Source organism: Pseudomonas sp. Irchel 3E13 (assembly GCF_900187455.1).
Taxonomy (GTDB): domain Bacteria; phylum Pseudomonadota; class Gammaproteobacteria; order Pseudomonadales; family Pseudomonadaceae; genus Aquipseudomonas.
The window spans coordinates 396,947-416,336 of the sequence record NZ_FYDX01000005.1; the positions used below are offsets into that span (position 1 = coordinate 396,947).

15 protein-coding genes are annotated in these 19,390 nt (G+C 64.6%); 11 read left to right on the forward strand and 4 right to left on the reverse strand.

All coding sequences use genetic code 11. The features are described 5' to 3' along the window. Positions 1-130: 130 nt before the first annotated feature. Positions 131-1,027 carry a DUF2242 domain-containing protein gene (locus tag CKW37_RS10750; protein ID WP_095155668.1) on the forward strand — a complete coding sequence of 299 codons (897 nt, stop codon included), beginning with the start codon at positions 131-133 and terminating at the stop codon, positions 1,025-1,027. An 850-nt stretch (positions 1,028-1,877) separates the two neighbouring features. Here CKW37_RS10750 and CKW37_RS10755 read toward each other — a convergent pair. Both CKW37_RS10755 and CKW37_RS10760 read right to left on the reverse strand, forming a co-directional pair. Beyond that, positions 1,878-2,930, reverse strand: a complete 1,053-nt coding sequence (locus tag CKW37_RS10755; protein WP_095155669.1) for an AraC family transcriptional regulator — start codon at positions 2,928-2,930, stop codon at positions 1,878-1,880. Between the two features lie 4 nt (positions 2,931-2,934). Then, the gene (locus CKW37_RS10760; protein WP_095155670.1) at positions 2,935-4,053 is read right to left on the reverse strand and encodes a carbon-nitrogen hydrolase family protein; all 1,119 of its coding nucleotides are present in this window, start codon (positions 4,051-4,053) and stop codon (positions 2,935-2,937) included. Between the two features lie 191 nt (positions 4,054-4,244). Between CKW37_RS10760 and CKW37_RS10765 the strand changes: the two genes are divergently transcribed. Both CKW37_RS10765 and CKW37_RS10770 read left to right on the forward strand, forming a co-directional pair. Next, complete coding sequence (locus CKW37_RS10765) at positions 4,245-6,281, forward strand: NADPH-dependent 2,4-dienoyl-CoA reductase (protein WP_095155671.1); 2,037 nt, start codon at positions 4,245-4,247, stop codon at positions 6,279-6,281. Positions 6,282-6,571: 290 nt separating this feature from the next. Next, positions 6,572-7,462, forward strand: a complete 891-nt coding sequence (locus CKW37_RS10770; protein ID WP_095155672.1) for a 1-aminocyclopropane-1-carboxylate deaminase/D-cysteine desulfhydrase — start codon at positions 6,572-6,574, stop codon at positions 7,460-7,462. Here CKW37_RS10770 and CKW37_RS10775 read toward each other — a convergent pair. Then, positions 7,459-8,007 (reverse strand): cytochrome b, encoded by a 549-nt coding sequence (locus tag CKW37_RS10775; protein ID WP_095155673.1) that lies wholly within the window; start codon positions 8,005-8,007, stop codon positions 7,459-7,461. The genes CKW37_RS10770 and CKW37_RS10775 overlap by 4 nt on opposite strands. Positions 8,008-8,112: 105 nt before the next feature. Further along, positions 8,113-9,075 (reverse strand): DUF1853 family protein, encoded by a 963-nt coding sequence (locus CKW37_RS10780; RefSeq protein ID WP_095155674.1) that lies wholly within the window; start codon positions 9,073-9,075, stop codon positions 8,113-8,115. Positions 9,076-9,177: 102 nt separating this feature from the next. Here CKW37_RS10780 and CKW37_RS10785 point away from each other — a divergent pair, with 102 nt between their 5' ends. The 8 genes from CKW37_RS10785 (at position 9,178) to CKW37_RS10820 (ending at position 19,382) form a co-directional block, all read left to right on the forward strand. After that, positions 9,178-10,068 carry an NAD(+) kinase gene (locus CKW37_RS10785; RefSeq protein ID WP_095155675.1) on the forward strand — a complete coding sequence of 297 codons (891 nt, stop codon included), beginning with the start codon at positions 9,178-9,180 and terminating at the stop codon, positions 10,066-10,068. Beyond that, positions 10,068-11,039 carry a metallophosphoesterase gene (locus tag CKW37_RS10790; RefSeq protein WP_095155676.1) on the forward strand — a complete coding sequence of 324 codons (972 nt, stop codon included), beginning with the start codon at positions 10,068-10,070 and terminating at the stop codon, positions 11,037-11,039. The genes CKW37_RS10785 and CKW37_RS10790 overlap by 1 nt, the downstream gene beginning before the upstream one ends. Next, complete coding sequence (locus CKW37_RS10795) at positions 11,036-11,926, forward strand: rhomboid family intramembrane serine protease (protein WP_095155677.1); 891 nt, start codon at positions 11,036-11,038, stop codon at positions 11,924-11,926. Before CKW37_RS10790 ends, CKW37_RS10795 begins: the two co-directional genes overlap by 4 nt. A 13-nt stretch (positions 11,927-11,939) precedes the next feature. Continuing rightward, the gene (locus CKW37_RS10800; RefSeq protein ID WP_095155678.1) at positions 11,940-12,200 is read left to right on the forward strand and encodes a YeaC family protein; all 261 of its coding nucleotides are present in this window, start codon (positions 11,940-11,942) and stop codon (positions 12,198-12,200) included. Continuing rightward, entirely contained in the window at positions 12,197-13,027 is an 831-nt protein-coding gene (locus CKW37_RS10805; RefSeq protein ID WP_095155679.1) for a DUF2797 domain-containing protein, read from the forward strand. The genes CKW37_RS10800 and CKW37_RS10805 overlap by 4 nt, the downstream gene beginning before the upstream one ends. A 13-nt stretch (positions 13,028-13,040) precedes the next feature. Beyond that, the gene (gene pepN / locus CKW37_RS10810; protein WP_095155680.1) at positions 13,041-15,698 is read left to right on the forward strand and encodes an aminopeptidase N; all 2,658 of its coding nucleotides are present in this window, start codon (positions 13,041-13,043) and stop codon (positions 15,696-15,698) included. Positions 15,699-15,939: 241 nt separating this feature from the next. Continuing rightward, complete coding sequence (locus tag CKW37_RS10815) at positions 15,940-16,986, forward strand: YCF48-related protein (protein ID WP_095155681.1); 1,047 nt, start codon at positions 15,940-15,942, stop codon at positions 16,984-16,986. A 20-nt stretch (positions 16,987-17,006) separates the two neighbouring features. Next, the gene (locus tag CKW37_RS10820) at positions 17,007-19,382 is read left to right on the forward strand and encodes an RND family transporter (protein WP_095155727.1); all 2,376 of its coding nucleotides are present in this window, start codon (positions 17,007-17,009) and stop codon (positions 19,380-19,382) included. Positions 19,383-19,390 lie beyond the last annotated feature (8 nt).

Here is a 19,390-nt window from a genome sequence, read left to right on the forward strand (position 1 = left end):
AATTTAAAGGGCCGGGAAGCCCTGCCATCTGTCGGACAGATGAATTCTGTCGCTGATTCACCGACGGGCGGTTTCAGTGACTCGCCATGTGTTGCACAATAGGCGCCGTTTCTCCCCTCCAGGATTTGCAATGTCAAAGTCAACCGTCCTCGGTGCGCTCGGGCTGGCCCTTGTGCTGGCGGGTGTCGCCGGCTGTTCCTCGAAGAAAGCCGCTGTCTATGAGCACGAGAATTTCGATGACTCCGGGACTTTCTCCCGCAGCTTCCCGGTCAGCGAGTCCGGCTCCTGCGAAGCCGCCCGTCGCGCGCTGCTGAGCCAGGGCTACATCATCACCTCCAGCGACAAAGGCCAGGTCAACGGCAACAAGAGTTTCCAGCAGACTGGCGACAGCCACCTGCAGATCACCTTCAACGTGGTCTGCGCCAACGACATGAGCGGCGCGCAGCGCTCGACCATGTTCGCCAACGCCCTGCAGGACCGCTACGCGCTGAAGAAATCCAACACCTCGGCGAGCCTGGGTGTCGGTGTGCTCGGCTCGGTATCGATGCCGATCGGCTCGTCCGACGACTCCATGGTCAAGGTGGCCAGCGAGACGGTGACCTCGACCCAGTTCTACGACCGTTATTTCGCCCTGGTGGAAAGCTTCCTGCCCAAGCCGACGAAGAAGAAGGCCGTGGTGCCTGAAGCTGTCGCGCCTGAAGCCGCTGTCCCGACCAAGCCGGCCGTTGAGCTGGGCGTGCCGGAAATGCCCGCTACCGCGCCTGCCGCCCAGGCCGCCGCCGTGAGCGCCACGCCGGAAGCCGCGCCCGTACCGGTCGCCGCGCCGGTGGTGGAAACCCAGGCCGCGCCGCTGGTCGATGACAGCAAAGGCTCCCAGCCCATCGCACCGCCCGCCGAAGCCGCGCCGATCAGCGCCGAGCCGGTTGCCACTCCAGCAGTGACCGAACCTGCGGCGCCGGCCAGCAGCGTACCGACCTCGGAAACGCCACAAACCCCGACCAGCGGCGAAACGCCCGCGGCGCTCTAGTCTGCGGGATAAATCCTGTAACACCTGCTACGTTTATTTTCCTACACGATGTTGTCATTTTTCCTTCACCGGTGCACTTTAGGGTGAACCTTGAATCAGAGATGAACAGACCGAAACGGAGCAGGTGAAAATGGACGATTACCAGGAAGAACTTCTCGAATACCAAGCATTGGAGCTGGATCCACCAGAGCCAGCCGATGATGCTACCGAGCTTTGAACAGCGTCCTGAGTTGTATGACGCGGGGATTGAAATGAAAGGGCCAGTGTTTTTGCACTGGCCTTTTTTTATTTGTGTCGCGGAGTAGTGGAGCGAGCCTTGGGGGTGGGAACAGCAAGCTGATCCATTCGATGGGGCGAGGCTGCGGGCCTTGTGGGAGTTAGCTTGTCGGGGGGAGGGCGAACCGTAGCGATAACGTCGGCGATTTCACCACCACCATCGCTGTATCGGTATCTACATATCTTGTGGCTGTATGAAGACCATGAAGCGCCAGTCAGGAAGCCGAGTAATGGCGACCAGGCGCATGTCGACAGTTTTTCAGCGCTCTCAAGATCGAGCGCCGCCCGCGCGGCGCATCGCGACGGTTCGGCGCCCCGACAAGCTCGCTCCTACAATAGGTTGCAACGTGCCTATGTCTGTCAGGCCATGGTGACCGCCTTGGTGGTTCGGCTCGATTTCGAGGCTGACGCCTTAGCCCCCCGCGCTTTCCAGCGATGCACCAAGGGCGGCAACGCCAATCCCACAGGCCATGGTGCGTTGCAGCCGATGTAGGAGCGAGCTTGTCGGGGCGCCGAACCGTCGCGATGCGCCGCGCGGGCGGCGCTCGATCTGATAAGTCCACAAACCAAACCGTCAGACGCTGATCTTTTCCGACCGCCGCTGACTCCGCCGAAACTCCCCCGGTGTCACCCCGCTCCAGCGCTTGAACGCCCGCTGAAACGCCTCCGCCGAAGCAAACCCCAGCAGATAAGCAATCTCGCCAAACGCCAGTTCGGTGTCACGGATATAGCTCATGGCCAGGTCACGGCGGGTGTCGTTGAGAATGGCGCGAAACTGGGTGCCTTCTTCGGCGAGTTTGCGCCGTAGTGTCCAGGTTGGCAGTTGCAGGCGCCGCGCCACTTCTTCCAGGTCCGGCTCCCGCCCGCCGTTGAGCAGCGGCCCGAGCAAATGGGCGATGCGCTCGCCGAGGCTGCGGATGCGGGTGCGTTCCAGCAGTTCCTGCTCGCAGAGTTGCAGCAGGTGCTGCCAGGTGCTGGGGCAATGCGCGGGGTTGCGCAGGTCCAGAACCGCGCGGCTCAACCGCAACTGGTTGGTCTGCGCGCCAAACTGCACCGGCGCCAGGCTGAGTGCTTGATAGCTCTCGGCGTAGGCCGGGGCATCAAACTCGATTTCGATCCGCTCGGCCTGCAGCGGCTGGCCGGCCAGGCCCGAAAGTTGCGCCAGCCAGCCGGACAGCAGCGAATCCACCACAAAGCGGTTGTAGGCGTTGTACGGGCTGATGGAATAGAAGCGCAGCCAGGCGCCATGACGGTCTTCCTCGAAACTCGACTGACCGCGGTAGTTGGCCGCGTACAGCGGTTCGAAGCGCAGCAATGTGCGCGCCGCTTCGCCCACGTTGGGCGCCTGGGCCGCAGTCACGCCGGCCAGGCCCGCCTGGCCCAGCCGGCTCAGGCGTCCCATGTGCAGACCCAGCGCCGGCTCGCGGGATTGTTCGATGGCGGCGTGGCCGAGGTGCATGTAGCGCGGAATCGACAGCCGTGCGCCGGGTTCGGCCAGACGTTGCGGGGTCAGGCCATAGCGCTCCAGCAACGGCGCAGGGTCCTGGCCGCGTTCGGCCAGGGCCTGTTCCAGGTTCTGGATAAAGCCGACCGAAAGGTCACCCAGACGTACCCGTGGCCGGCTCACGGACCTACAGCCACAGGTTCAGCAGCCGCGCGCCATGGCTGGCGCTGGCGTGGTGAAGGCCATTGAGGTTGGCGAAGCCCAGGCCTTCGCCACGGACTTCCCAGAACTGGCCACGGAGGAACACGCTCAGGCTGGCGACTCCGGCCGGTACGCCGTCGGAACTCAGGCGATACCAGGCCTGATCCTCGCTGACTTCGCCCGGCTTGAGGCTCAGGTCAGCGGCCAGCGGTTGATGGCGGTTGCCGCGCCAGGGTCCGGCCCAAACGCCCCTGCCATCGACGAACGCCGGGTTGGCGATGATCTGCGCGTGCTGGCCCGCCAGTTGCTGGTAGTTGGATGGGTACCAGGCATCGCTGCCGACCAGTACGCCGAGGCGCCCGGCCGGGGTGTCCAGGACTTGCGGTGGGTACGCGGTGCCCGGCCGGATAAAGCGCCGGGTACTGCTGTCCGGGTACTGCTGGCGTTGCGGCTGGCCGAGTACGGAACCGTCGCCGGCAAACACCAGGCTGCTGTTGTACAGGGCGCCGGAACCGGCACGCAGGATGCCGTGGTCCAGGTACGGTTCGGGTAGCACGATGGAACCGGCTACCAGTGTCACGCCGAATTCCTTGGCCAACCCGCCGAACAGTTGCTGGTAATCGGCGGCCATCTGCCCGGCCTTCATCCGCAGGTGGGCGTCGGCGCGGCGGTCGTCGCCTTGCGCCGCGACCATTGCCAGGCCGTAGCGCAGCGGGTTGCTCAGTTCCAGCCACTGGCGCGCCTCGCGCAGGTGGGTGACCTGGTACATCTCTTTTTTCTCGCCACGGGCCCAGAGCCAGGTGCCGATGTGCTCGGGCAGGATCACCACGGTGCGCTCATTGACCAGGCCCTGGACCCGCGCTTGCTCCAGGTAGGCGGCGAGCTTGCGGTGCAGGCGGGTGAGGTTCTGGTAATCACCGGGGTAGAGCAGCGGCTCGATGCCGAGCAGGTTGCCCTGGCCGCTGGGGATGCCTTCGCTCAGCGCCAGCTCGATCCGCAGATCGGACAGGTAATGACCCTCCGGGCGCTGCTCGGCCCAGATCAGATAACCGCCAAGGGCGGCGAGGAGAACAAGCGCCAGGGCGCCTGACAGAAGTTTTCGCATGTGGCGGACAAGGCCGGGTAAGAATTCGGACACTAGGTTAGTCGCCCCGGTGCAGTTGGATCAATAACTTGTCACTTTCGGTCATTGAGCGCCGACGGGGTGCCCTTTAATGTCGGCTCCATACAAACCGACAGGGCCCGCGGTTCGCACGACGAGGCCCTGCATTCCGTGATTCGCTTGTGGAGACCACCATGACCGCCGCTCACTACCCGCACCTGCTCGCTCCTCTGGACCTTGGCTTCACCACCCTGCGTAACCGCACCCTGATGGGCTCGATGCACACCGGCCTTGAAGAAAAGCCCGATGGTTTCGAGCGCATGGCCGCCTATTTCGCCGAGCGCGCCCGTGGCGGCGTCGGCCTGATGGTGACCGGCGGCATCGGTCCTAACGTGGAAGGCGGCGTGTATTCCGGTGCGGCCAAGCTGAGCACCCCGGAAGAAGCCGAGAAGCACCGCATCGTCACCGAGGCGGTGCACGAGGCGGGCGGCAAGATCTGCCTGCAGATCCTCCACGCCGGCCGCTACGCCTACAGCCCCAAGCAGGTCGCGCCGAGCGCCATCCAGGCGCCGATCAACCCGTTCAAGCCCAAGGAACTGGATGAAGAGGGCATCGAGAAGCAGATCGCTGACTTCGTCAACTGCGCGCAACTGGCGCAGAGCGCCGGCTACGACGGCGTCGAGATCATGGGATCGGAAGGCTACTTCATCAACCAGTTCCTCGCCGCCCACACCAACCACCGCACCGACCGCTGGGGTGGCAGCTACGAGAACCGCATGCGCCTGGCGGTGGAGATTGTCCGCCGTGTGCGCGAGGCGGTAGGCCCGAACTTCATCATCATCTTCCGCCTGTCGATGCTCGACCTGGTGGAAGGCGGCAGCAACTGGGAAGAAATCGTGCAACTGGCCCAGGCCGTCGAAAAGGCCGGCGCCACGATCATCAACACCGGTATCGGCTGGCACGAAGCACGCATTCCGACCATCGCCACCAAGGTGCCGCGCGCGGCCTTCAGCAAGGTCACCGCCAAGCTGCGTGGCGCGGTGAAGATTCCGCTGATCACCACCAACCGCATCAACACCCCGGAAGTTGCCGAGCAAGTGCTGGCCGAGGGCGATGCCGACATGGTCTCGATGGCCCGGCCGTTCCTGGCCGACCCGGAGTTCGTCAACAAGGCGGCGGCGGGCCGCGGCGATGAAATCAACACCTGCATCGGCTGCAACCAGGCCTGCCTGGACCACACCTTCGGCGGCAAGCTGACCAGTTGCCTGGTCAACCCGCGGGCCTGCCATGAAACCGAGCTCAACTACCTGCAGGTAACCCAGGTCAAGCGCATTGCCGTGGTCGGCGCCGGCCCGGCGGGCCTGGCGGCGGCGACCGTGGCGGCCGAGCGCGGCCACCAGGTGGTGCTGTTCGATGCCGCGGGCCAGATCGGCGGCCAGTTCAACGTCGCCAAGCGCGTGCCGGGCAAGGAAGAGTTCTACGAGACCCTGCGCTACTTCGGTCGCAAGTTGCAGACCACCGGCGTCGAGCTGTGCCTGAACACCCGGGTCGACGCGGCGCAACTGGCGGCCGGCGGCTACGACGAAATCATCCTCGCCACCGGCATCGTCCCGCGTCTGCCGGCCATTCCCGGCGTTGACCATCCCAAGGTGATGAACTACCTCGACGTGCTGCTGGAGCGCAAACCGGTGGGGCAGCGCGTAGCGGTGATCGGCGCAGGCGGCATCGGTTTCGACGTCTCCGAATTCCTCGTTCACGAGGGCGTTGCCACCAGCCAGGACCGCGAAGCGTTCTGGAAGGAATGGGGCATCGATACCGGCCTGGAAGCCCGCGGCGGTGTCGCCGGAATCAAGCCCGCGCCGCATGCGCCGGCGCGCCAGGTGTACCTGCTGCAACGCAAGAAAACCAAGGTCGGCGACGGCCTCGGCAAGACCACCGGCTGGATTCACCGTACCGGGTTGAAGAACAAGCAGGTGCAGATGCTCAACAGCGTTGATTATCTGGGGATCGATGATGCCGGCCTGCACATCCGCATTGGCGAAGGTGAGCCGCAGGTGCTGCCGGTGGATAACGTGGTTATCTGCGCTGGGCAGGATCCGCTGCGGGAACTGCATGACGGCCTGGTGGCAGCGGGGCAGTCGGTGCACCTGATCGGCGGCGCGGACGTGGCGGCGGAGCTGGATGCCAAACGCGCGATCAACCAGGGTTCGCGGTTGGCCGCTGAGCTCTGACGGGTAGCTTGCCCTGTGGGAGTTGGCCGGGTGCCGCTCCCATCCGCAGTCATGCACGGGCTTATTGCCTGACACAAGACCTTGTAGGAGCGGCTTGAGCCGCGATTGGCCGCGCAGCGGCCACAAAACCGCTATCCGAGGTGTATCAGCCTGCCCGGGGATTCAGGTTTTACGACGGCTTCGCCGCCGTTCGCGGCTGAAGCCACTCCCACAGGGGCGCGAGCAAACGTTCAGATTTCGAGCAAGACAGTTGCTCCCTCGCGGCAGATGCCGCCTGTAGAATCGGCGGCATGCTCAATCTCCCCCAAGCTCCTCTACAACTTCTTTCTCTGCCCTGGATAACCACAGCCGGTATCCAGGCCGCCGTCCTGCGCCTCGACCTGATCGACCCCATGATCAGCGGCAACAAGTGGTTCAAGCTGCTCGAACACCTGCGAATCGCCCGCAGCAGCGGCGCGCCGGGGATCATCAGCCTCGGCGGCAATCACTCCAATCACCTTCACGCCCTGGCCGCAGCCGGTCAGCGTTTCGGCTTCGCCACTGCCGGTCTGCTGCGCGGTCACCCGCAAGACACCCCCACCACCCGTGACCTCGAAGCATTCGGCATGCAGTTGCATTGGCTCGGTTATGGCGGCTATCGCGCCCGCAACGAACCGGACTTCTGGCAGCCCTGGCAAGCGCGCTACCCCGGCTGGCATTGTGTGCCGGAGGGCGGCGGCGGTGTAGTGGGCGCCAGTGGCTGCGCGCTGATTGTGGAGCAGGCACGGGCGCAATTGCCGGCACTCGGCTGGAGCGACTACGACGCCTGGTGGCTGGCGGTCGGTACCGGCACCACCCTGGCCGGGTTGGTGCTGGCGGAAGAGGGTGCTCATCCGGTGCATGGCGCTCTGGCCGTACCAGCGGGATATGGCGTGGAGGAGGGCGTGCCGGCATTGACCGGCAGCCTCGCCGGCTATCACCTGCACGACGCCAGCCGCGGCGGCTTCGCCAAGGTTGACGATGAATTATTGGCCTTCATCGATCAAAGCGAGGCCGAGTCTGGCGTGCCGCTGGAGCCGGTATACACCGGAAAAGCGCTGCTGGCGCTGAAGCAGCGGGTGGAAACCGGGGCCTTTGACGCGGGCACCCGGTTGATCGTTGTCCACACTGGCGGGTTGCAGGGCCGACGCGGTTTCGCCTAGTCCTTGGCCGGCAGCATCCGCTGCAACGTATTGTCCTTGCGCACATAGTGGTGATACAGCCCGGCCACCGCGTGCAGCCCCACCAGCCAGTAGCCCAGCGCGCCAAACCACTCATGCCAGCCTTTGACGAAGCGCGCCAGGTCCTTGTCCGGCGCCACCAGCGCGGGCAGGTCGAGGCCATAGAAGGGGATCGGCTTGTCGGCGGCGCTGAGGATGGTCCAGCCGGCCAGCGGCAAGCCGATCATCAGCGCGTACAGCACCCAGTGCAGCAGGTGCGCCAGGCCGGTCTGCCAGGCGGGCGGGGCGGGGATGATGCGCGGTGTCGGGCGGATCAGCCGCAGGGCCAGCCGCAACCAGACCAGCACGAACACGGTCAGGCCGAGCATGAAGTGCAGGGTTTTCATCAGTTCCCGCTCTGCGCTGTCCTTGGGGAACAGGCCGCGTAATTCGATGCAGGCGTACACCGCGGCCAGCAGCACCAGCATCAGCCAGTGCAGGGCGATGGACAGGCTGCCGTAGCGCTCTCGCGTATTGGTCAGGGTCATGGGGATTCCTCGTCAGGTCAGGGAGTGCGCTCTTGCTGGCGCTGATCTTCAACTCTAATCGCTGCGCGGCATTGCGGTAGGCGAAGTCGGCAAATAAAGCCGTGGTCAAGGCGTCTGGGTCAAGGTTTCGGGCAGGTCGGGCCAGCGATCCGCAACCAGGAACAAACGCTCGGCTTCCTGCCAGTCACCGTCGTCCCCCGGCTCCAGGCGCACCAGCAACTGGGCTTGGGCCAATGGGTCAAGGGCCGCGAGCCAGAGCTGGAGGCGCTCCTCGCTCCACAGTTCTTCCGCCGCAACCCGGGCCGGCCCCAGCCATGCCTGGCGGGGCAGCAGTTGCCAGCGCCCGTCGGCGTGGCTGGCGTGAAATGCCGGCCAGTCACGCTGATGCAGCCAGCGTCCGCGCAGGTGCTGCGGGTGCGCGCCGTGGGGAGAGTCGGCGTGGGCGGGCCAGGGATAGAGCAAGTAACCGCCCAGCCACAAGCGCGCCTGCACCTGATCCAGGCCAAGGCTCGCCAGGGCGTCGCGGCTTTCCGCGCGGGCCGAGATCGGCAGTTGGTGTTCGGCCAGATGGCTCAGTTTGCGGTCCAGTCGGTCGTGGCTGCCGGGGCCGAGCCAGTGCGCCGGGTCGACGCCGTCGCCGTTGCCGGGGCCGAGGTAGAACTTGATCGCCAGTTCAAGGTGATGCACGCCTTCGCGGTCGCGCAGCAGGATGTCCAGTTCACCGAGGGTGTGCACACCCTGGCGGATCGGCAGGTTGGCGGCCAGCAACTCCACGCCGGGCGCCTGGGTCAGGGCGAACTGCCAGAGCCGCTCGTAATACAGCCCCAGCCGCCGGCTGACCGAGCGCGCCAGCCAGGCCAGCAGCGGCGCTGGATCGAGGTCGAGGCGCAGCAGCCAGTCGCGCAGGCCGTCCGGGTCTTCGCGCCAGTCGCTGCCGCTGAGGGGATGGCGCTGCGGCCAGGGCGCGGTTTCCAGCAGCGGCGGCGACAGCAGCGCCCAGGCCAGGTCGCGGACCGCAGGCTGGCGCAGGTGGCGGGGCAGGTCGTGCAGGGCGGCGAACGGATTCATCCAGCGAGCATAGCCCCGTTTGCCGCTGGCCGGCGCTTTCGCCCATAATCGTGCCTTTGGCCGCCGTGCCCTTTTACCGCCGCAGAGCCTTGCAGGAGCCCCATGGAGCAATTTCGCAATATCGGTATCATCGGTCGCCTCGGCAGCTCCCAGGTGCTCGATACCATTCGCCGCCTGAAAAAATTCCTGCTGAACCGGCACCTGCACGTCATTCTCGAGGACACCATCGCCGAAGTCCTGCCGGGCCACGGCCTGCAGACGTCCTCGCGCAAGCTGTTGGGCGAGGTCTGTGACCTGGTCATCGTCGTCGGCGGCGACGGCAGCCTGCTCGGCGCCGCGCGTGCTCTGGCGCGACACAATATTCCGGTGCTGGGGATCAACCGCGGCAGCCTGGGCTTCCTCACCGATATCCGGCCCGATGAGCTGGAAGTGAAGGTCGCCGAAGTCCTCGACGGTCATTACCTGGTCGAGAACCGCTTCCTGCTCCAGGCCGAAGTGCGCCGTCACGGCGAGGCCATCGGCCAGGGCGATGCGCTCAACGACGTGGTCCTGCACCCGGGTAAATCGACCCGGATGATCGAATTCGAGATCTACATCGACGGCCAGTTCGTCTGCAGCCAGAAGGCCGACGGCCTGATCGTCGCCACCCCCACCGGTTCTACCGCCTACGCGCTGTCGGCGGGCGGGCCGATCATGCACCCCAAGCTCGACGCCATCGTCATCGTGCCGATGTACCCGCACACCCTGTCCGGGCGGCCGATCGTGGTGGATGGCAACAGCGAGCTGAAAATCGTCGTCTCCCAGGACCTGCAGATCTACCCGCAAGTCTCCTGTGACGGCCAGAACCACTTCACCTGTGCCCCCGGCGACACCATCACGGTGAACAAGAAACCGCAGAAACTGCGCCTGATCCATCCGCTGGACCACAATTATTACGAGGTCTGCCGGACCAAGCTCGGCTGGGGCAGCCGTCTGGGTGGTGGAGGCGACTGATGCTCGATCCAGCGCGCAGTTTCGACCTGATCGGCGATGTACACGGATGTGCCCACACCCTCGAACGTTTGCTCGACGCGCTTGGCTACAAGCGGGTGGGCGGCGTGTGGCGGCATGCTCAGCGTCAGGCACTGTTTCTCGGCGACATCATCGACCGCGGCCCGCGAATCCGCGAAGCCCTGCACATCGTTCACGACATGGTCGAGGCCGGGCAGGCCCATTGCATCATGGGCAACCATGAATACAACGCCCTCGGCTGGACCACCCCGGCGGCGCCCGGCACCGGCAAAACCTGGGTGCGCGAACACACGCCGCGCCATGCCCGGCTGATCGATGAAACCCTGACGCAGTTCGACCACCATCCCGGTGACTGGCACGACTTCCTCGGCTGGTTCTACCAGTTGCCGCTGTTCATCGATGCCGGGCGTTTCCGCCTTGTGCATGCGTGCTGGGACGCTCGCCTGATCGACGCCCTGCGCCAGCAACACCCGGCGGGCGTGATCGACCAGGCCTTCGTCCAGGCCTCGGCGGAGCCCGACAGCTTCGCCCACCTGGTGTGCAACCGCCTGCTGCGCGGCACCGACATGCGCCTGCCGGACGGCCTGACCCTGACCGGTGGCGATGGCCTGACGCGGGCGTTCTTCCGCACCAAGTTCTGGGAAGAAGACCCGCAAACCTACGGCGATATCGTGTTCCAGCCCGATGCGCTGCCGGAAGCGGTGGCCAGCGCGCCGCTCAGTCGCAGCCAGAAAAACGCCCTGCTGCGCTATGCCGAGGACGAGCCGATGCTGTTCGTCGGGCATTACTGGCGCAGCGGCAAGCCGGCGCCGATCCGCGCCAACCTGGCCTGCCTGGACTACAGTGCCGTGTTGTACGGAAAGCTGGTGGCGTACCGGCTGGACGATGAAATCCGGATCGACCCGCGCAAGTTCGTCTGGGTCGACGTGGAACGGCCGGAGGCCAGCCAATGAATGTGGTTCAGGTGCTGCGTCTGCCGTTGAACATCGACCTGAGCGGTTTCGTCGAGATGCTGCAGCGTCTTCAGGTGTGGCACCGGGTTTCCGTCGAAGGCGACGAGCAGGTGTTGTGGGTCGCGGAGCCCATGGCCGAGCAGATCCGCACGCTGTACCAGCACTACCCCGAAGGCGACCCCAACGGCGAAGTGCAGCGCGCCGAGCCGTTGCCGCCGGCGCCCGCGCCCGCGAGGCCGTCACGCCCTGGCTTCGTCGAACAACTGCGCAACAGCAAGGCCACCGCCGCCGTGTTGCTGCTGAGCGTGGTGGTGGCGGTCGTCACCGGGCTGGGTGACAACCTCGCGAGCCTGCGCTGGCTGACCTTCCTCGACTTCCATGTCAATGGCGACTTCATCTACTTCACCCCGCTGGACGTCAGCCTTCAGGCCGGCCAGTGGTGGCGCCTGATTACCCCGATGCTGGTGCATTTCAGCATTCTCCACCTGGCGATGAACGGTCTCTGGTATCTGGAACTGGGGCGGCGCGTCGAGCAGCGACAAGGGCGTTGGGTCTTGCTGGGCCTCACCCTGTTGTTCGGCCTGGTGTCCAACGCGGCGCAATACCTGTTCGAAGGCGCGAGCCTGTTCGGCGGGTTGTCGGGCGTGCTGTATGGCTTGCTCGGGCATGTCTGGCTGTATCAGTGGCTGGCCCCCGACGCGACGTTCCGCCTGCCGCGGGGCACGGTGGCAATGATGCTGATCTGGTTGCTGCTGTGCCTTACCGGATTCATTACCCTGCTCGGTTTCGGCCAGATCGCCAACGCCGCCCACGTGGGTGGGTTGTTGGTCGGATGCCTGAGCGGGCTCTTGGGCGGGGCGCTGGCCCGGCGTAAACTGACCGCTTGATTTGGGAGACGCTATGTCCACTTTTGCGCAAATGATCGAAAACATCACCCCGGAAATCTACGAGAGCCTGAAGCTGGCCGTGGAAATCGGCAAATGGTCCGATGGCCGCAAGCTCACCGCCGAGCAGCGCGAGCTGTCGTTGCAGGCGGTCATCGCCTGGGAAATCCAGAACCTGCCCGAAGAGCAGCGCACCGGCTACATGGGCCCGCAGGAATGCGCGTCGAAGTCCATCACCGTGCCGAACATCCTGTTCAAGTCGGATGCGATCCATTGATCGAAGTCGGCCGTGGTTCCATTCGCAAAATGACCGCGCGTCTCGAGACGCCGGTCGTGCAATACGCTTTCCGCCTCGATGACGTGGAAGTTCCGGTCAACCCCATGCTCGGCCAGACCGTGCGCCTCGAATACCTGGGCGCCATCCACTGCAGCCATTGCGGGCGCAAGACCAAGACCAGCTTCAGCCAGGGCTATTGCTACCCATGCATGACCAAACTGGCGCAGTGCGACGTCTGCATCATGAGCCCGGAGCGCTGCCACTACGACGCCGGCACCTGCCGCGAGCCGTCCTGGGGCGAGCAGTTCTGCATGACCGACCACGTGGTGTACCTGGCCAACTCGTCGGGCATTAAGGTCGGTATCACCCGCGCCACCCAACTGCCGACCCGCTGGCTCGACCAGGGCGCCAGCCAGGCGCTGCCGATCCTGCGGGTCGCCACGCGCCAGCAGTCCGGCCTGGTGGAAGACCTGCTGCGCAGCCAGGTGGCCGACCGCACCAACTGGCGCGCGCTGCTCAAGGGTGACGCCGAGGCGGTGGACCTGGTGGCCGTGCGCGAGCAGATTTTCGCCAGTTGCGCCGACGGCCTCAAGGCCTTGCAGGAGCGCTTCGGCCTGCACGCCATCCAGCCGCTGCACGACGGCCAGCCCCTGGAAATCCGTTATCCGGTCGAGGCCTACCCGAGCAAGATCGTCAGCTTCAACCTGGACAAGAACCCGGTGGCCGAAGGCACGCTGCTGGGCATCAAGGGCCAGTACCTGATTTTTGACACCGGCGTGATCAACATTCGCAAGTACACGGCCTATCAACTGGCCGTGCATCAGTAAAAAGGACCGCCACATGCGTACCGAACAGCCGCAAGTGATCTACCTCAAGGACTATCAGGCGCCCGAGTACCTGATCGACGAAACCCACCTGACCTTCGAGCTGTTCGAGGACCACACGCTGGTCCATGCGCAGTTGGTCATGCGCCGCAACCCGGCGCGTGGCGCGGGCCTGCCGCCGCTGGTGCTGGACGGCCAGCAACTGGAGCTGCTGAGCGTGGTTCTCGATGACCGCGAACTGACCGCCGCCGACTATGAGCTCAGCGACAGCCACCTGACCCTGCAACCGGGCGCCGAACAGTTCACCCTCGACACCAGCGTGCGCATCCACCCGGAAAGCAACACCGCGCTGGAAGGCCTGTACAAGTCCAGCGGCATGTTCTGCACCCAGTGCGAGGCCGAAGGCTTCCGCAAGATCACCTACTACCTCGACCGCCCGGATGTGATGAGCGTGTTCACCACCACGGTGATCGCCGAGCAGCACCGCTATCCGGTCCTGCTGTCCAACGGTAACCCGGTGGGCAGCGGCCCGCAGGAAGACGGCCGGCACTGGGCGACCTGGGAAGACCCGTTCAAGAAACCCGCGTACCTGTTCGCCCTGGTGGCGGGCGATTTGTGGTGTGTCGAAGACAAGTTCACCCGCCAGTCCGGGCGTGACGTGACCCTGCGCATTTATGTCGAGCCGGAAAACATCGACAAGTGCCAGCACGCCATGACCAGCCTGAAGAAGTCCATGCGCTGGGATGAAGAGGTGTACGGTCGCGAGTACGACCTGGATATCTTCATGATCGTCGCGGTCAACGACTTCAACATGGGCGCCATGGAAAACAAGGGCCTGAACATCTTCAACTCCAGTTGCGTGCTGGCGCGCGCCGAAACCGCCACCGACGCCGCGCACCAGCGTGTCGAAGCAGTGGTCGCCCACGAATACTTCCATAACTGGTCGGGCAACCGCGTGACCTGCCGCGACTGGTTCCAGCTCTCGCTCAAGGAAGGCTTCACGGTATTCCGCGACGCCGAGTTCAGCGCCGACGTCAACTCGCGCACGGTCAAGCGCATTGAAGACGTGGCCTACCTGCGTACCCACCAGTTCGCCGAAGACGCCGGCCCGATGGCCCACGCCGTGCGCCCGGACAGCTTTATCGAGATTTCCAACTTCTACACCCTGACCGTCTACGAGAAGGGTTCGGAAGTGGTGCGCATGGTCCGCACCCTGCTGGGCACCGAGGGCTTCCGCAAGGGCAGCGACCTGTATTTCGAGCGCCACGACGGCCAGGCCGTGACCTGCGACGACTTCATCAAGGCCATGGAAGATGCCAACGGCGTCGACCTGACCCAGTTCAAGCGCTGGTACAGCCAGGCCGGCACGCCACGCCTGGCAGTCAGCGAATCGTATGACGCCGCCGCGCGGACCTACAGCCTGACCTTCCGCCAGAGCTGCCCGGAAACCCCGGACAAGGTCGAGAAAAAGCCGTTCGTGATCCCGGTGGAACTGGGCCTGCTCGACGCCGAGGGCAACGACCTGCCGCTGCGCCTGAGCGGCGAGGCGGCCGCTGTCGGCACGTCCCGCGTGTTGTCGGTGACCGACGCCGAGCAGACCTTCACCTTCGTCGATATCGCGGCCAAGCCGCTGCCGTCGCTGCTGCGCGGTTTCAGCGCGCCGGTCAAGCTGAGCTTCCCTTACGACCGCGACCAGTTGATGTTCCTCATGCAGCACGACAGCGACGGCTTCAACCGCTGGGAAGCGGGCCAGCAACTGTCGGTGCAAGTCCTGCAGGAACTGATCGCGCAGCACCAGCAAGGCGCCGCGCTGGTGCTCGACCAGCGTCTGGTCACCGCGCTGGGCAGCGTGCTGGGCAATGACCAGCTCGACCAGGCCATGGTCGCCGAGATGCTCTCGCTGCCGAGCGAGGCCTACCTCACCGAAATCAGCGAAGTCGCCGACGTCGATGCAATCCACGCCGCCCGCGATTTCGCTCGTCAGCAACTGGCCGAACACCTGTTCGAGGCGCTGTGGTCGCGCTACCAGGCCAACCGCGCTGTCTCCCGCGAGACGCCGTATGTTGCCGAAGCCGAGCACTTCGCCCGCCGCAGCCTGCAGAACATCGTCCTGTCGTACCTGATGCTCAGCGGCAAGCCGCAGGTGCTGGAAGCGACCCTGGAACAGTTCGACGCCTGCGACAACATGACCGAGCGCCTGACCGCGCTGGCGGTGCTGGTCAACTCGCCGTTCGAGGCCGAGCGGGCCAAGGCGCTGGCGTCCTTCGCCGAGCACTTCAAGGACAATCCGCTGGTCATGGACCAGTGGTTCAGCGTCCAGGCCGGCAGCATGTTGCCCGGCGGTCTGGCGCGGGTGCGTGCGCTGATGGAACACCCGGCGTTCACCCTGAAGAACCCGAACAAGGTCCGCGCCCTGATCGGCGCCTTCGCCGGACAGAACCTGGTGAACTTCCATGCGGCGGACGGTTCCGGCTATCGCTTCCTGGCCGACATCGTCATCGAACTCAACGCCCTCAACCCGCAGATCGCCTCGCGGCAACTGGCGCCGCTGACCCGCTGGCGCAAATACGACGCGGCGCGTCAGGCGCTGATGAAGGGCGAGCTGGAGCGCATCCGTGATTCCGGGCAGTTGTCCAGCGATGTGTTTGAAGTGGTGAGCAAGAGCCTGGCCTGATCCGACCCATCGCGACGGTTCGGCGTCCCGACGAGCTCGCTCCTACAAGGACAGCGTCAATCCCTGTAGGAGCGAGCTTGCTCGCGATAAGGCGCTTAACAAAAGATAACGTCCCGTTCGTTGTCAGCCCTTCGCAATCCCCGATAGGATGGCCATCAGCTATTGCAGGGCTCTGGAACACGGTTTTTCGCAGTACCTGCAAATGGATTGACCCAAATAACAATAATCGGGGGACAGATCTATGACAGAGCCTGTGATGACGGGTACTGGCAACGCGCTCCGCGCGCGCCCATGGGCACTGGCCGCCAGTGCGGCATTGCTGCTGGCAGTGGGCATGTGGACCAACAGCGTCGAGGCGGCAACGCCAGAGGCTGAGGTCTGGTCCACGGTTTCGGCCAAGGCTGACAAGAGTCTGCTGCTGGACGTGGCCAAGGCCGGTTCACGGCTGGTGATGGTCGGCGACCGCGGCCACATTCTGTTCTCCGACGACCAGGGCACGACCTGGACCCAGGCCAAGGTGCCTTCCCGTCAATTGCTCACCGCCGTCACCTTTGTCGATGACAAGCACGGCTGGGCGGTCGGCCATGACGCGCAGATCCTCGCCAGCACCGATGGCGGCGCGACCTGGACCAAGCAGTTCGAAGACCTTTCCCGCGAAGCCCCGCTGCTGGACGTCTGGTTCCAGGACACCCAGCACGGCGTGGCCATTGGCGCCTACGGCGCGATTCTCGAAACCACCGACGGCGGCCAGCACTGGCAGGACATCAGCGAGCGCCTCGACAACCCCGACGGCCTGCACCTGAACGGCATCGCCCAGATCAAGGACGCCGGCCTGTTCATCGTCGGCGAGCAGGGCACCATGTTCCGCTCCGGCGACGTCGGGCAGACCTGGCAGAAAGTCGAAAGCCCCTACGAGGGCTCGTTCTTCGGTGTGATCGGCACCGCTCAGCCGCAGACCCTGCTGGCCTATGGTTTGCGCGGAAACCTTTACCGCTCCAGCGATTTTGGTGACACCTGGCAGCAGATCAGCTTGAAAGCCACACGCGGGACGCTCGAATTCGGCCTCTCAAGCGCTACGCTTCTCGATGATGGCAGTCTGGTACTTGTGGGCAATGGGGGGACGGTCCTGCGCAGCAGCGACGATGGCGTCACCTTCAGCGTCTTCAACCGCGCCGACCGCCTCGCGCTGGCAGGAGCCAGCGGCCTGCCTGACGGCAATCTGATCCTGGTGGGGCAGGGCGGCGCACACTTCGCCGCCGCCACCGGTGCCGAGAGGGCGCAACCATGACCAGTCGGGAGTCGTTCACCATGAGCCAACACCATCAGGACAAGCCGACCTTGCTCGAGCGCCTGATCTTCAACAACCGTCCGGTGGTGATTGGTATCTGCCTGCTGGTCAGCATCTTCCTGTTCTGGCAGGCCACGCTGATCCGCCCGTCCACCAGCTTCGAAAAAATGATTCCGCTGGAGCACCCGTTCATCCAGAACATGCTCGAGCACCGCAATGACCTGGCCAACCTCGGCAACACCGTGCGTATCTCGGTGGAGGCGGTCAACGGCGATATCTTCGACAAGGACTACATGGAGACGCTGCGGCAAATCCATGACGAAGTCTTCTACATCCCCGGCGTTGACCGCTCGGCGCTGAAGTCGCTGTGGAGCCCCGCGGTGCGCTGGACCGAGGTGACCGAAGAAGGCTTCTCCGGCGGCGAAGTGATCCCCAACACCTACAACGGCTCGCCGGAAAGCCTCGACGCCCTGCGCAACAACGTGCTCAAGTCCGGCCAGATCGGCCGTCTGGTGGCGAACAACTTCAAATCCAGCATCGTCGATATTCCGCTGCAAGAGTCCTATCCCGACCCGCAGGACCAGGGGCGGCAGATCAAGCTGGACTACCAGAAGTTCTCCCACGAACTGGAAGAGAAGATCCGCGACAAGTACGAAGCGCAGAACCCGAATGTGAAGATTCACATCGTCGGTTTCGCCAAGAAAGTTGGCGACCTGATCGATGGCCTGATGATGGTCGCGGCGTTCTTCGCCATCGCGTTGGGCATCACCTGGGTCCTGCTGTACTGGTTCACCTGGTGTATCCGCAGCACCATCGCCGTGCTCACCACCACCCTGGTGGCGGTGGTCTGGCAGCTCGGATTGATGCACGTGGTGGGTTTCGGGCTCGATCCGTATTCGATGCTGGTGCCGTTCCTGATCTTCGCCATCGGTATCTCCCATGGGGTGCAGAAGATCAACGGCATCGCCCTGCAATCCAGTGACGCCGACAACGCCCTGACCGCGGCGCGACGCACGTTCCGGCAACTGTTCCTGCCGGGGATGATCGCCATTTTGGCCGACGCCGTGGGCTTCATCACCCTGCTGATCATCGATATCGGGGTGATCCGCGAGCTGGCCATCGGCGCGTCCATCGGCGTGGCGGTGATCGTCTTCACCAACCTGATCCTGCTGCCGGTGGCGATTTCCTATGTCGGCATCAGCAAGAAGGCCATCGAGCGCAGCAAGCGCGATGCGACCTGCGAGCACCCGTTCTGGCGCCTGCTGTCCAACTTCGCCAGCCCGAAAGTGGCGCGGGTGTCGGTGCTCCTGGCGCTGGTCGCCTTCGGCGGCGGCCTCTGGTACAGCCAGAACCTGAAGATCGGCGACCTCGACCAGGGCGCGCCGGAACTGCGTCCGGACTCGCGCTACAACAAAGACAACGCCTTCATCATCGACAACTACTCGACCAGCTCCGACGTGCTGGTGGTGATGGTCAAGACGCCGACGGAGCAGTGCTCGGTGTACAAGACCATGGCGCCGATCGACGAGCTGATGTGGACCATGGAAAACACCCCGGGCGTGCAGTCGGCGATCTCCCTGGTGACCGTGTCCAAGCAGATGATCAAGGGCATGAACGAGGGCAACCTGAAATGGGAAAGCCTGTCGCGTAACCCGGAAGTGCTGAACACCTCGGTATCCCGCGCCGATGGCCTGTACAACGGCGACTGCTCGCTGGCGCCGGTGCTGGTATTCCTCAACGACCACAAGGCGGAAACCCTTGATGGCGTGGTCGCGGCGGTCAAGGCCTTCGCCGACACGCATAACCAGGAAGGCCTGGAGTTCCTCCTGGCGGCGGGTAACGCCGGTATCGAAGCGGCCACCAACGAGGTGATCAAGTCCGCCGAACTGACCATCCTGATCCTGGTGTACATCTGCGTTGCGGTGATGTGCATGATCACCTTCCGCTCCTTCGCCGCCACCTTGTGCATCGTCCTGCCGCTGGTGCTGACCTCGGTGCTGGGCAACGCACTGATGGCCTTCATGGGCATCGGCGTCAAGGTCGCCACCCTGCCGGTGGTGGCGCTGGGCGTGGGTATCGGCGTGGACTACGGGATCTACATCTACAGCCGCCTGGAAAGTTTCCTGCGGGCGGGCCTGCCATTGCAGGAGGCGTACTACCAGACCCTGCGTTCCACCGGCAAGGCCGTGCTGTTCACCGGCCTGTGCCTGGCGATCGGCGTGTGCACCTGGATCTTCTCGGCCATCAAGTTCCAGGCCGACATGGGCCTGATGCTGACCTTCATGCTGCTGTGGAACATGTTCGGCGCACTGTGGCTGCTGCCGGCGCTGGCGCGGTTCCTGATCAAGCCGGAGAAAATGGCCGGACAGCAGAGCAAATCGATCTTCGCTCACTGATCCACGCC

What these genes read in the sequence shown, in the direction of transcription:
- CKW37_RS10750 (WP_095155668.1), top strand. Translation starts at nt 131, where the DNA reads ATGTCAAAGTCAACCGTCCTCGGTGCGCTCGGGCTGGCCCTTGTGCTG.
- CKW37_RS10760 (WP_095155670.1), bottom strand. Translation starts at nt 4,053, where the DNA reads ATGCGAAAACTTCTGTCAGGCGCCCTGGCGCTTGTTCTCCTCGCCGCC.
- CKW37_RS10765 (WP_095155671.1), top strand. Translation starts at nt 4,245, where the DNA reads ATGACCGCCGCTCACTACCCGCACCTGCTCGCTCCTCTGGACCTTGGC.
- CKW37_RS10770 (WP_095155672.1), top strand. Translation starts at nt 6,572, where the DNA reads ATGCTCAATCTCCCCCAAGCTCCTCTACAACTTCTTTCTCTGCCCTGG.
- CKW37_RS10775 (WP_095155673.1), bottom strand. Translation starts at nt 8,007, where the DNA reads ATGACCCTGACCAATACGCGAGAGCGCTACGGCAGCCTGTCCATCGCC.
- CKW37_RS10780 (WP_095155674.1), bottom strand. Translation starts at nt 9,075, where the DNA reads ATGAATCCGTTCGCCGCCCTGCACGACCTGCCCCGCCACCTGCGCCAG.
- CKW37_RS10785 (WP_095155675.1), top strand. Translation starts at nt 9,178, where the DNA reads ATGGAGCAATTTCGCAATATCGGTATCATCGGTCGCCTCGGCAGCTCC.
- CKW37_RS10790 (WP_095155676.1), top strand. Translation starts at nt 10,068, where the DNA reads ATGCTCGATCCAGCGCGCAGTTTCGACCTGATCGGCGATGTACACGGA.
- CKW37_RS10795 (WP_095155677.1), top strand. Translation starts at nt 11,036, where the DNA reads ATGAATGTGGTTCAGGTGCTGCGTCTGCCGTTGAACATCGACCTGAGC.
- CKW37_RS10800 (WP_095155678.1), top strand. Translation starts at nt 11,940, where the DNA reads ATGTCCACTTTTGCGCAAATGATCGAAAACATCACCCCGGAAATCTAC.
- pepN (WP_095155680.1), top strand. Translation starts at nt 13,041, where the DNA reads ATGCGTACCGAACAGCCGCAAGTGATCTACCTCAAGGACTATCAGGCG.
- CKW37_RS10815 (WP_095155681.1), top strand. Translation starts at nt 15,940, where the DNA reads ATGACAGAGCCTGTGATGACGGGTACTGGCAACGCGCTCCGCGCGCGC.
- CKW37_RS10820 (WP_095155727.1), top strand. Translation starts at nt 17,007, where the DNA reads ATGAGCCAACACCATCAGGACAAGCCGACCTTGCTCGAGCGCCTGATC.